The 12,761-nt window shown below is 44.4% G+C and carries 12 protein-coding genes; 4 read left to right on the top strand and 8 right to left on the bottom strand.

The features are described from left to right. The coding region (locus VIM72_RS32465; protein ID WP_414649052.1) for a GTP-binding protein at nucleotides 1-63 on the bottom strand (63 nt) is incomplete at its 3' end. A 399-nt stretch (nucleotides 64-462) separates the two neighbouring features. Continuing rightward, nucleotides 463-906 carry a MerC domain-containing protein gene (locus tag VIM72_RS27880; RefSeq protein ID WP_332006087.1) on the bottom strand — a complete coding sequence of 148 codons (444 nt, stop codon included), beginning with the start codon at nucleotides 904-906 and terminating at the stop codon, nucleotides 463-465. Between the two features lie 203 nt (nucleotides 907-1,109). Between VIM72_RS27880 and VIM72_RS27875 the strand changes: the two genes are divergently transcribed. Together VIM72_RS27875 and VIM72_RS27870 are read left to right on the top strand one after the other, a co-directional pair. Continuing rightward, on the top strand, nucleotides 1,110-1,736 hold the full coding sequence (locus VIM72_RS27875) for an SCO family protein (RefSeq protein WP_332006086.1): 627 nt from the start codon (nucleotides 1,110-1,112) through the stop codon (nucleotides 1,734-1,736). A gap of 13 nt (nucleotides 1,737-1,749) precedes the next feature. Then, nucleotides 1,750-2,184, top strand: a complete 435-nt coding sequence (locus VIM72_RS27870; protein ID WP_142684322.1) for a Fur family transcriptional regulator — start codon at nucleotides 1,750-1,752, stop codon at nucleotides 2,182-2,184. Between the two features lie 52 nt (nucleotides 2,185-2,236). Here VIM72_RS27870 and VIM72_RS27865 read toward each other — a convergent pair whose 3' ends face one another. The 3 genes from VIM72_RS27865 to VIM72_RS27855 form a co-directional block, all read right to left on the bottom strand. After that, on the bottom strand, nucleotides 2,237-3,958 hold the full coding sequence (locus tag VIM72_RS27865; RefSeq protein ID WP_332006085.1) for a M3 family oligoendopeptidase: 1,722 nt from the start codon (nucleotides 3,956-3,958) through the stop codon (nucleotides 2,237-2,239). A gap of 392 nt (nucleotides 3,959-4,350) precedes the next feature. Next, nucleotides 4,351-5,031: a DUF5606 domain-containing protein gene (locus VIM72_RS27860; protein WP_332006084.1), complete on the bottom strand. Its 681-nt coding sequence runs from the start codon at nucleotides 5,029-5,031 to the stop codon at nucleotides 4,351-4,353. Nucleotides 5,032-5,124: 93 nt separating this feature from the next. Next, nucleotides 5,125-6,894 carry a lamin tail domain-containing protein gene (locus VIM72_RS27855; protein ID WP_332006083.1) on the bottom strand — a complete coding sequence of 590 codons (1,770 nt, stop codon included), beginning with the start codon at nucleotides 6,892-6,894 and terminating at the stop codon, nucleotides 5,125-5,127. Nucleotides 6,895-6,981: 87 nt separating this feature from the next. Here VIM72_RS27855 and VIM72_RS27850 point away from each other — a divergent pair, with 87 nt between their 5' ends. Next, nucleotides 6,982-7,971 carry an aspartate-semialdehyde dehydrogenase gene (locus tag VIM72_RS27850; protein WP_332006082.1) on the top strand — a complete coding sequence of 330 codons (990 nt, stop codon included), beginning with the start codon at nucleotides 6,982-6,984 and terminating at the stop codon, nucleotides 7,969-7,971. Nucleotides 7,972-8,287: 316 nt separating this feature from the next. After that, nucleotides 8,288-8,539: a hypothetical protein gene (locus tag VIM72_RS27845; RefSeq protein WP_079471700.1), complete on the top strand. Its 252-nt coding sequence runs from the start codon at nucleotides 8,288-8,290 to the stop codon at nucleotides 8,537-8,539. A gap of 175 nt (nucleotides 8,540-8,714) precedes the next feature. Here the strand turns inward: VIM72_RS27845 and VIM72_RS27840 are convergent, their stop codons facing one another. The 3 genes from VIM72_RS27840 to VIM72_RS27830 form a co-directional block, all read right to left on the bottom strand. Continuing rightward, nucleotides 8,715-9,374: a DUF2461 domain-containing protein gene (locus VIM72_RS27840; protein ID WP_332006081.1), complete on the bottom strand. Its 660-nt coding sequence runs from the start codon at nucleotides 9,372-9,374 to the stop codon at nucleotides 8,715-8,717. Between the two features lie 153 nt (nucleotides 9,375-9,527). Further along, nucleotides 9,528-10,613: a porin gene (locus tag VIM72_RS27835; protein WP_332006080.1), complete on the bottom strand. Its 1,086-nt coding sequence runs from the start codon at nucleotides 10,611-10,613 to the stop codon at nucleotides 9,528-9,530. Between the two features lie 280 nt (nucleotides 10,614-10,893). Then, entirely contained in the window at nucleotides 10,894-12,285 is a 1,392-nt protein-coding gene (locus VIM72_RS27830) for an ammonium transporter (RefSeq protein ID WP_332006079.1), read from the bottom strand. Nucleotides 12,286-12,761 lie beyond the last annotated feature (476 nt).

Raw genomic sequence — 12,761 nt, 5'->3', positions numbered from 1 at the left:
GAGCAAAGTAGTTTTCCCCGCGCCGAGAAACCCACTCAGCACCGTAACAGGTAATTTTTCCATATGTGATAAGTTATATTGCTATAGGTATGTTTTGCTGTTTTACAAACCTTATCGTCAGTAGATGTACCTTTGCTTCCTCCAACGGCTGTTAAGGTTTTCCATCTTCCGGAAGAAACGGCAAAAGCCATTTCTCACCCGGCTAATTGCTGTTCATGTATTACCTTGTCCCCAGCGCTGCATATTTAAAATATAAGCGTCTTGTTGCCTGAACTGCACCAGAAACTGCCGGTAAAACACAGCAATGCCAAACTCCCTGTCCAATAATTAAAGTCCTTTATACAGCCGTTATTTAGCTTCCTGCCGCAACTGCTGGCTGCAGGCAATTCCTGACAGGTAATCCTTTTCCTGCCATTAATCTGCAACGGCCCTGTTACAGGGAAATATGAGTCATTCCTGCAATTACCCGGCTTGTTCTGCATTTATTGTGGGAGTGGTGGCATTGCCACCACCAGCACGCATATTACATTGCCGGCAACGCTGCAGGTTTAGTATATGCGCTCCCGTTACCCCGGCTGCACCGGCAAAAATGATAACCGGCTCCCAGCAACCACCGGCAAAACCAAAATGTCCGCCCAGCAGTAGGGCAAATCCTGCGGTAAAGATCAGCAGGGGCGTTATACGCCGGTGCTGTCTGAAATATCCCCGGCCCAGCGACCAGCAACCTATTCCAAAGGAAAACGACAGCAGGGCATACTCCAATTGCTCATTTTCCAATACATGCGATCCCATCAATGGCAATACCGTAAGCAGCAGGGGAAGTAAGGCGCAATGCACGGCACATAATAAAGACGCCCCGATTCCAATGGTGTCCAAACTCATCTTCTTTAAAATATTCACTCCCATATTCCCGTTTTTCTATCCCGACAAAACTACATAAATTTGCAACAATGTTGCAAAATAAAATATCTGATTTATTCAGATAATTTATTTTTTCAACTGTAAGATGTTGCATTCGTGTTAAAAAAGTAACGGGTGGATAGCACTGATGGGCATCTGTCAACTATGTGCTACCTTTGTGTATTGAACAAAACAGGGGATTATTACCTATGTCGAAGAAAGCAATTATACTGATTACGTTTTTTGTGGCGCTGAGCGCAGGTTTCCTGGGCTATGCCGGTTATGTTATCAAGGGGGAAACAGGCGCCTTCTTTGGAAAAGACAAACTGCCCGTTCTCGGGGCGCCAGGGCACACTGTTCCGGGATTTTCCTTTACCGACCAGGACGGCCACACCAAAGCGAAAGCAGATGTTGATGGCAAAGTTTATGTAGCTGAATTCTTTTTTACTACCTGCACGGGTATTTGTCCGAAGATGAATGCCAATATGGATAAAGTATATGCGAAGTATAAAAACAATCCCAACTTTCTGATCCTTTCCCATACGGTAGACCCGGACCACGACAGCGTACCTGTACTAAAAGCATACGCCGCCAAACATGACGCCGATTCCAGAAACTGGTGGTTCCTCACCGGCGATAAAAAACAACTTTACCGCATGGCCAGGCAGGCTTACCTGGTAGACGACGGCGTATATACCGGGGAAGAAGATTTTGTACATACGCAATGGTTTGCCCTGGTAGACAAAACAGGACAGATCCGTGGTTTGTATGAAGGTACGAAAAACCAGGATGTCAATAAATTGATTGAAGACATAGACCGTTTAATGGAAGAATAAAGTTTTTTTCATCATGGGCACCAAACAACAAATAACAGAACGAATTGCCGGTATACTGCGTGAAAGCAAGCTGAGTGTAACAGAAACCCGGACGAAGATCCTGGAACTGTTTATGAAAAGCAACGGGGCGCTGGAACACAGCGATTTTGAGAAACTGGCTGGCCAGTCGTTCGACCGTGTAACCGTATATCGCACGTTACAAACCTTCCTTGATAAAGGGATCATTCATAAAATACCGACTACAGATACCTCCGTGCGTTATGCTTTATGTAAGTCGGAATGCTCAGAACATCATCACCACGATCATCATATTCATTTCAAGTGTGAGGAATGCGGTAATACTATTTGTTTAGATGAAACAGATGTGCCGCAGATACAGCTTCCAAAAGGCTATGCTGCACATAATGTAGAAGTGGTGGTGAGTGGGGTATGTAAATCCTGTAAATAAAAAATGCCTTTGTTAATACCGCCGGAGCGCGGCATCAACAAAGGCATTCCTACTATATCTTCTCTATTTCCGCTTTTACGAAATCGGCCAGCTCCTTCACATAAGCCGGTGAGAAATCAAATTTTATTCCTGCAGCTTTGTATAACTCGGGCAATGTTTTGGTGTTACCTAAACTTAACGCCTGTACGTAGTTATCAAGCGCCTGTGTCTTGTTTTCCTTAAACTGCTTCCACATGGCAATAGCGCCCAATTGCGCAATACCATACTCTATATAATAGAAAGGCACTTCAAACAGGTGCAGCTGTTTCTGCCAGGTGATAGCGCGGTAATCTTCATGACCGCTCCAATCTACCACCGCGGGGGAGAACTCTTTCAGAATTTCCAGCCATTTGGCGGTACGTTCTTCTGTGCTGTGCTGCGGATTTTCATAGATCCAGTGCTGGAACTTATCGATAGTGGCAATCCACGGGAATATGGTGATGGCTCTTTCCAGCTGTTGCAAACGTGCACGGCGCAGCTGTGTTTCGTCGTCAAAAAAGATATTCCAGGAGTCCATTGTAAACAGTTCCATGCTCATGCTGGCTACTTCCGCTATTTCCATAGGATATTCCTTGAAAGCGCTGAGTGCCAGGTGGTGACTGAGGAATGAATGTACCGCATGACCGCCTTCATGTACCATAGTAGTGAGGTCTTTCATTTGTCCGGCAGCATTCATGAAAATGAAAGGAACGCCTGTTTCTGCCAGCGGGCAGTTGTAACCGCCAGGTGCTTTACCGTTACGGCTTTCCAGATCGAAGCGGCCCATTTTCTTCATTATCCGCAGGCAATCTCCAAAGAAGGGACCGAGTTCATCAAAAGTAGCGATAGCTTTATTCACCAGTTCTTCCCCTGTATGGAATGGCTCCAGTGGCTTTACGCCCACCGGTTCTGCCTCCGTATCCCAGGGGCGCAATGTATCCAGTTGCAGTTTGGCTTTTTGCTTTTCCAGGATCTGTTGTACCAGCGGAACAATGTGCGCCTTGATGGCTTCATGAAACTGGAAGGCGTCTTCTTTCGTATAATCGAAGCGGCCCAGTTCTTCAAATTTGTAATCGCGGTAATTAGCGAAACCGGCATTTTTTGCTACCTGGTCGCGTTTTAAGATCAGCCCGGTGTAGAGATCATCAAGTGCTTTCCGGTCTTCCAGGCGACGGGCAGCAGTTTTGGTAAACACTTCTTCCCGCAGGGAGCGATCGCTGTTCTCCAGGAATTTAGCCGCCTGTTGCAGGGTATATTCCTGGTCATTCACTTTGATAGTCATTTTACCAGCAATAACGCCATACTGTTGGGCCATCACGCTCAGTTCTGCCTGGATGGGAATATTTTCTTCCCTGAACAGTTTCACCTGTTTCTTTACATTACGGAGGTAAGTTTTATACAGGTCCGGGTCCAGTTCATTTACAAACGGGCTTTCCAGCAGTTTTTTGTTGAGCGCATCTGCATACGGCTGCAGTTTGGGCTGAATTTCCATACAGAAGTAAGCGAAGGCTTCTTCGAGTGATTTATCGGTAATATCGCAGGTCATGCGGATTTGCCGCCAGCACGCATCTTCACTGATCACTGCTTCCAGTTCACTCATATCCCTGAGCCATTTTTCCAGCTCCTGTACATTATTGATTTCTCTTTCCTTCAGCGCTTCAAAGTAGGGCTGCAGGGTATCCCAGGTAGTTACTTTAAAATCTTCCGGGAGAAATGTACGCGGTAGTTTCTTTATATCTGCACTTAGTTTATCCATGCTATCTTTTATTTTTAAATTTTTCGGAGATAGAAATTTAGGCATTTTTGCGTTAATGCCTGGTGTTTGCTGCTAAAAGAATCGTTAAATATAGGGAATACCGAATTCCGGCAACCGGCTTACGCCTGGGAGCGTAGCGTTCGTTTTATCGACAGACGATTCCAGGCTTCTATTTTACAGTCAATAAGTGCTGCAAACTGAGCTTGCTCTTCCAGTGCTAATAAACGATTCAAGCTTCCATTAACAGGCAAAATGTTGTAAACTGAGCTTATCATCGCTGTGCTAACAAACGATTCAGGCTTCTATTTACAGGCAATGAGCACTGTAAATAGAAGCCTGAAATATTTTGCCGGCCGGTGATTGCTTTCATCACCAGGCAATACTGGTTCTTACTATTCTTCTGTTTTCTTCTTGCGTGGCTTGGCAGCTTTTTTAGGTTCTTCACCTTCTGCGGCCGGTGCGTCATCTTTCTTTGCTTTGGCTTTTTTAGGTGCTTTTTCTTCAGCGCCTGTTTCGCCTTCTTCTTTTTCAGCAGCCTTTTTAGCACGTGGCTTCTTAGGCTTTTCTTCTGTAGCTGCTTCTTCAGTAGCTGCAGGCGCTGCTTTTTTCTTTTTCTCCGGAGCAGCGGTTTCTTCTACTGCCACTTCTTCCGCTTCACCTTCACCTTCACCTTCAGCAAGGATCTCTTCAAATTTCAACAGGTCGTTTGCTTTGAGGATACCAAACCATTTTACCATCTTCTTCATATCACTCACATACACTCTGTCTTCATCGAATTCAGGGAATACGCTTTTGAAATAAGCTTTGATAGCATTGTTGTCTGCTTTACCTGCTACAGGCGGATGTGCCGCTGCTTTTTCGTCCATGGCCTTAAAAACTTCAGCCAGGTTTACGTTTTCGCCGGTAGTGAATACTTCAATACTTTCCAGTGGAGTAAAATTATGCACGCGGGAAGATACAAACCTTGTACTTTTATCTTCCAGTGACCTTACGATGGCGCCATCTTGTTTACTGGCTACTAACTGAAACAAACCGCCCAATCCGGTTACTGCAACAATTTCTCTGTACTGCATGTTCAAATTTTTAGGAAGCGCAAATATAAATAATTATAATAGATTGCCCATGGCTATTTTTGGCTTGTAAAAAGCCGGCAATGGGGGCCTGCGTCAATTCAACTTTCGTGCCATGACCACCGTGCGTTTCAGGCGTTCCACGAATCCGTGGAGATTAAATATCTCTATAAAAAATATATAAATCCCTGGTGGTAAAACTACTGCATTTTCTCCAATTCCATCCCAGGGCAAATATCCGGTATTTCCCATCAACATATTACGGGCAAGGTACTTCACTGGTTTTCCTTGCAGGTTATACACCGTGACGTTCCCGACAAAACCCGGTCCGGGCAAGCGCCACGAGAGTTTTGTTATATCATCTGTTCCATCGTGATCAGGGGAGAAGACCTCGGGTAACAATGCAATATTCAACGAATCGCCTGCATCTCCGCGGCGCTGGGAATTCAGCGATCCGGGGGTGGCATAACCCACATTTGCGGCAGCGGAGTGCCAGTTGGCGCCATCGGAGGCAGGTAGCCCGTACTGTAACCGCTCCAGCGAAATACCCTGCAGCTCACTGGCCAGCGGAAAATGCTGCCCGCTGCTGTATGGCAGCTCATCTATTACTATGCTATCGGTACGCAACAGTACCACGTCGCCCCCGTCCAGCGGCATAGAAGGCAGGCTGCTTATTTCCTGGATATTTTCCGGCGACCGGCAATGGTAGTACCCGCAAAGCAGGTCCTTATCGGTAGTAAGCGCCAGCAACTGCCCTGGTACCAGTAATCGCCCACCGGTGTTCATCTTTTTAAAAACAGCCAGTTTACCACTGGCATTACGGGCGCAAAGCTGCAGCTCATCCAGGCTTACCACTTTCCGGCTGGCATTGTACAGTTCAATAAATTCAGGGATACCGGCAGGTGGATAAAACAATACCTCATTAATTAATATATCATTTACTACAGGAAGTTGAGGCATACCCAGCGTAGCGCTGATATACATATTACTGGTGGCGCCATTACAGTCCGGCAACCCTGTGGTACTAACAGTATAAATTTCCTGCGGCTGTACAGCGGTGCCCAATCGCAGTTCCACACGGTTAAACAACGGGGGCACAACGCGGCACCCGGTAACCTGTATGCCTCCGCTCAGCTGATAATGTGCAGGATCGGCCGCCACTACGCTATCCAGCGTACCACTAAATTGCAGCAATACGTGCATACTGTCTGCCAGTGCGGTAAACAGGAGATCCGGTTTACCGGGATCGATGGTATTGGCGGCCGCCGCGTTGGTAATACCCGGCGTACCGCCTGCAGGAGCAGGGCTGGCCATCCAGTTTGCTTTACCACTGCATGGGAAAGCAGTATTGATCATTTCCAGGCTGGTTCCGCCTTTGCCGGCCTTTCCACCTGCATACCATCCCTGATGATAATCCACTGCATGTATCACTCTCCTGGAGGCATCATACAAAACAACCAGGGCGCTATCGTCTGCTATTGCGGGGAAACGGTCTATACCCCTGATATTGGAAATGTTGTAGCTGCTTACTGCCGCCGGAGCGCAGAGCAGCAACAAACTGTCTGGCTGCAGCAAAAACGCGGGCAGTAATACTTCCCGCTTATTCACTGCAAGCCGCCAGTTATTCAGCTGCACCGGCGCGGCACTGATATTCCGTAGCTCTATGTATTCATATGGCGGCAATCCCACTACAGGAGAGGGTTTGGGCATTATTTCATGGATCACTACATCATAAATAGCCGGTGTTTGTGTAAAACCGGCAGTGAACAACAGCAACAGGGAGGAACAAACAAGGGCTAACCGCATAAACAATGATTTATAGTTCTCAAAGCTAACACGCAACCGGTTACCGGGTGTTAATGCCATGTAAACGGCAAAAAAAATTTGTAACACTATGAAAAGCGCGGGCTATATGTTAATTTTGGGCTTCCAAAATTAAAAATGTAAAACAAAATGAAAGTTGCCGTAGTTGGAGCGACCGGACTGGTAGGCTCAAAAATGTTACAGGTGTTAACGGAAAGAAACTTTCCCGTTACAGAATTGATTCCCGTGGCTTCTGAGAAGTCTGTTGGTAAGGAAGTAACATTTAAGGGTAAGACCTGGAAGGTGGTAAGTGCCGATACAGCAATTTCCATGCAACCAAACGTAGCTATCTTTTCTGCAGGCGGCGGCACCTCCCTGGAGTGGGCCCCTAAGTTTGCAGCAGCGGGCATTACAGTTATTGATAACTCCAGTGCCTGGAGAATGGATCCTACCAAGAAACTGGTAGTTCCTGAAGTAAATGGCGATGCTATTACACAGGAAGATAAAATTATTGCCAATCCTAACTGTTCTACCATCCAGATGGTACTGGTATTGAAGCCCCTGCACGAAAAATATAAAATTAAAAGAGTGGTGGTTTCTACCTACCAGTCGGTAACCGGTACCGGTGTAAAGGCAGTAACGCAACTGATGAATGAAAGACAGGGAGTAACCGGTGAAATGGCTTATGCTTACCCGATAGATCTGAATGTTATTCCGCAGATAGACGTGTTTCTCGATAACGGCTATACGAAAGAAGAAATGAAGATGGTGAATGAAACAAAAAAGATCATGAGAGACGACAGCATCCTGGTAACGGCTACGACTGTACGTATTCCGGTAATGGGAGGACATAGTGAATCAGTGAATATAGAGTTTGAAAATGAATACGATGTGGCAGAACTGAGAGCGTTACTTGAAAAAACACCAGGGGTAATAGTTGTAGATGATCCATCTAAAGCTTTATACCCGATGCCGAAGGATGCACACGATAAAGACGAAGTGTTTGTGGGCCGTATCCGCAGGGATGAAACACAGCCTAAAACAGTAAATATGTGGATAGTGGCAGATAACCTCCGCAAGGGAGCTGCTACCAATGCAGTACAGATAGCAGAATACCTCAGTGGCAAAAACTGGCTGTGATCATACTGTTGTGCTATGTAATTAAGGTGCTATACCACTCTTAATGGCGCCTCCCGTATATGACTATACGAAGACAAATTTATAACTCGTTAAGAGCAAGCAATTTACCGCTTGCTCTTTTTTGCGTGTTTTACAAAATCATAACACATAAACCCTAAAAATTACACGGAAGTAGTATTGATTTGTGCGGGATAAAATTCAATTTTGGTAGTAATAATCCTATGCCAACTAATCTCTTTGAGAAAGAAGAGGAGTCCAATTTTAGAGATGCCGGTATTTTTCGTTATTTTCTAATCAGAAAACACCCTTAAGTCCTATGAAAACCAACACCAATCGAGAGCTTTTGTTAATGCACAAGTTCACCGAAGAGTGGAGCACAAATTTCTCTTCACAGGTATCCAGGATCATGAACATCGTTGATCAGCAGGATACGCTAGACGGAATTATACCTATTATTGAGGTGGCCAATGTTTACAATCAACGTTTTGCTCACGCGCGTACTGACAAAGAAAATCTTTTGAAGAACCGTAAAGCGCGACCGTTTGAATTCCTGATTCACAAGAATTGATCCGGGGGTAAACCGGAAAAGTATTTATTAGTTTATCAGATAGTCGGCCAGGAAAAGTAAAGCGCCAGTTGCCTGCATATTGAATTGTGGCATTTTCCTGATACTGTATATATTATTAACAGGCAATTATTAAAAAACAGGTTAATTATCTGATAAACTAATAAACTACCAGGTATCAGTCCATGGCGCGGTTAATGAATTGCACCAGTGGTTGCATCAGCGCAAATGTTTTTAGTATTTCCTTCACCATAGCCGGCTGTGTACATGCTTCATCTGTTAATGGATGCGACACGATCACGCTTTTCAGCTTCAGGTAGGCGATAGCAGGGTTATCCGGTAAATATCCCTGCGGCGCTGTTTTCAGCGCATCGCCTTCTACCTTCCCAAAGTGTTTAATAAATTCTTTATTGGAGATAATTTGTTCAAATTCCCGGAAATTATAGTCGATTTCCTGGCGGAGCTTTTTCAATTCAGGGGCTGCCGGCATCCAGATACCGCCACCGGCAAAACTGTTACCTCCCGGTTCCAGGTGAAAATAATACCCGGCAAGCGTGGATTTTTTGCCCCCCGCCTGAAAGGAGGCACCGAGATTGGTTTTATAGGGAGTTTTGTCTTTTGAAAATCTGACATCCTTATAAATGCGGAACACACAGTCTTTTACCTGTAAGCCCTTTATGGTGGAGTCTTGTCTTGCCAACCCATCTATAAGCTGTTGCACTATGCTCTCAAAATCAGCCTTGGCAGACAGGTATTCGGTTTTGTGTTCGTCGAACCAGACTTTGTCATTATTCAGCCTGAGCGACTTTAGGAATTTTAACGTGGACGGCTGCAGCATTACTTCTTTTTGCCACCAAGATAATACAAATCATTTATGGTTTCCGGAATTTTGAAGAGCCATTTTCCCTGCTTATAAAAAAACAGGCGCAGGATGCTTGCCGGAAAGAGATTTCTTCCATAACAAACTCCTGCACCTGTTTGAATGCAACTTTTAGAAGTGGTAGGTGGCGGCTAATAAAACATTGGATGTTATATCAGCAGGTTTTCCATCCGACTTGCTGAAAATATCCGCAGAGGCCTTATCTATCCTGAATTCCGGCATTATAGTTAGGTTTCCTACCTTATAATTAAAGGTGAGCGTACCAGCCACTACATTACCGCCATCAGGAACGGCTCCAAAAACTTTAAGTCCGTCTTTATCACTGAAATATTCACCACGAAGAGTTAAGCCCAGTTTCTCTGTGAAATCAAGATTCACGTACAGGGCATTGCCCCACCACTTTTTATTCTCGCGGGTGCTTTTCGGAGCACGCGTGTCAGAATAGGTGCTATAGGTAGCATTATAGCCCAGGCCGAACACAGGATTGAACTGGTAAGTGGCTACGAGGTCTACCTGGTGGTTCTGGATGCCGAATGTATCTTTTCCTTCGAGATAGTTCAGGTACAGTTTAACAGGTGTTTCAGCAGGTGCAAATCCCAGCTGGGCGCCAATGTATTTGTGGCTGTTGAGAGTTACCGACTTCAGATCAGTGGGGTTAAAAACGCCCACCATAGCGCTTAAAGAGGAAGTAAGCGCAATATCTGCTTTTACACCGGTGTTGAAGAATGGACCATAACTAAACATATAGCTCATGCTATAGTTCCTGTTGGCGTAGGCATCTACCAGTTCGTAGCCTACGTGTGTGGCGAAGCTACCCAGGCTCACTTTCACCTTTTCAACCACCTGGTAAGAAACATACAATTGTTTGATAGCCATAGAAAGGCCATTGGACGAACCGGGCACATCGTTGTAGGAGAATTCGCCGGCCCTTTTACCAAAGCCCAGGTCGGCAACAATGCTACCATTCTTGAATCCGTGCTCTACTTTCAGTGACACCATTCCCAGTTCGAAAGAATTATGAGAATTGGTAAAACTGGTTTTATTATCAGTATAATTTCCGTTGAGATTGTATTTATAATACACATCTGCAGATCCTGATAATTTAAAAGCGGGTGCAGATGTACTATCTGTCGTGGATTGTGACATGGCAAACAGAGTGCTGCCCATGGCAAGCAAGGTCGTTAACATTCTTTTCATACTTATAAATTTGGTTGATAAAATGGTAAGTAATGCGGCCTTTTCTCACGGATTGTTTCGGGGTGCGTGCTGGAATTTCTGATGCTACTACAGAAATAGAAGGAATGGATAATCAGTAATTAATGATTGGTGCGAGTTTCACTTATTTACAGCAAGTTCTAACTACCAATTATCCATTCCAGGTTCTTACAACGTAAAGTATATGCGTTTAATAAAGTTGATAAATATCGTGTTCAAAGAACTGTAGCTCTTGTTTCACACCGGCAAAGGGTGAAATGTTTCAGGAGTGAATCAGCTCGTCTTCTTCTTTCAGTGAACCGTTGTCGGATATGCTGATCATAGAAGGATGATAGTTTTCGTTATGCTGTGTAACATCCAGGCCCAGTTCTTCTTCTTCTTCAGATACACGCAGCGGGTGAATCAGGTTGATGAGTTTGAAGATACCAAAAGATACAATGAAGCTGTAACCTACTACCAGTAACAGGCCCAGTACCTGGTTCTTGAACAGCTCGAAGTTACCGTACATCCAGCCATCATTACCTGCTGAGTTTACAGCTTTGGTAGCGAATATACCAGTGAGCAGCATACCTACCATACCACCTAAACCGTGGCAAGGGAATACATCGAGTGTATCATCAATGCTGGTTTTGGATTTCCAGTATACAGCAACGTTAGAAATGATAGCGGCAATGAAACCGATGAATATACTTTGCGGGATAGCAACAAAACCAGCGGCAGGAGTAATGGCAACCAGGCCCACTACCGCACCGATGCAGAAACCGAGTGCTGATGGTTTCCTTCCGCGGATCACATCAAAAAATACCCATGATAAACCGGCAGCAGCAGTAGCTGTGTTAGTAGTAGCAAAAGCTGAAGCAGCGAGGGCGTTAGCGCTCAAAGCAGAACCTGCGTTGAAACCGAACCAGCCGAACCACAGCAAACCGGTACCCAGTAATACAAATGGAATGTTTGCAGGCTGTAATTCTTTTTTCTCGATATGATCTTTTCTTCTTTTCAGTACCAGGGCTCCGGCCAGTGCAGCGCAACCTGCAGAAATGTGCACTACTGTACCACCCGCAAAATCAAGTACGCCTAATTTAAACAGAATGCCATCGGGATGCCAGGTCCAGTGTGCAATAGGTGCATACACCAGTAAGCTGAACAACACCATGAACAATACATATGAAGTGAAACGGATCCTTCCCGCTACCGCTCCTACCACCAGTGCAGGGGTAATGATGGCAAACTTCATCTGGAAGAGTGCAAACAGCAACAGCGGAATAGTGGGGGCCAGGCTCCAGGGGGCGTCTGACCCTACATTTTGAAACATGAAAAATGTACCGGGATCTCCAATAAGACCATTATGAGATTTACCAAACGCAAGGCTAAATCCAACTACTAACCAAACAATGCTGATTAAACCGGTGGCAATAAAACTTTGCATCATGGTAGAAATAACATTCTTTTTATTTACCATGCCTCCATAAAAGAAGGATAAACCGGGAGTCATCAAAAATACCAGGGATGATGCTACAAGAATCCAGGCGATATCAGCGGAATTATATTTGCTGGCATCAGCAAAACTTGGGAGGGAAGGCATAAAAATCCCAACTATTGCGATAAGCGCAAGGAAAATGAAGGGGAGATAGTCCTGAAAAGATGTTTTCTTCATAGCGTTTGATTTTTAAATTTCTTAAATAAAAGTAGATCTGAAATTTAAAACATCAAATAGAAGGGGCTAAAAATAGAAATATTTGAATAAGAGATACGATAATTAGGATTAAATTAATGATATTACAATAAATAATAATATTAATTCTGTTTTTTTATGATATAAGGGCTATCAAAGCCCCAAATTTTGATCATAAAACTATGATTATCAATGCAATTAGAAGAACATTAAGGAAAGGTTAACATTTTTCAAATTTACCAGGTGCATGCGCTACTGTAATAAGGGAGCAAAGCTCATAACCACCTGGTAAATAATGTTATATAAATAGTAATAATATTACTTTAATTGCTGAAACAACTAATTAATATTATAAATAATTACATATAATGTTCTGGATTTACAAAGCCAGTTATTGTTTCATTTCAAGTAATTCCCGCTCCATAGCAAACATCTGATCCCTCAAACGGGCCGCTTCC

It is taken from the genome of Chitinophaga sp. (genome assembly GCF_036569185.1).
Taxonomy (GTDB): Bacteria; Bacteroidota; Bacteroidia; order Chitinophagales; family Chitinophagaceae; genus Chitinophaga.
Note: the sequence above shows the minus strand (reverse complement) of the source record. Positions and strands in the feature narration are given on the sequence as shown.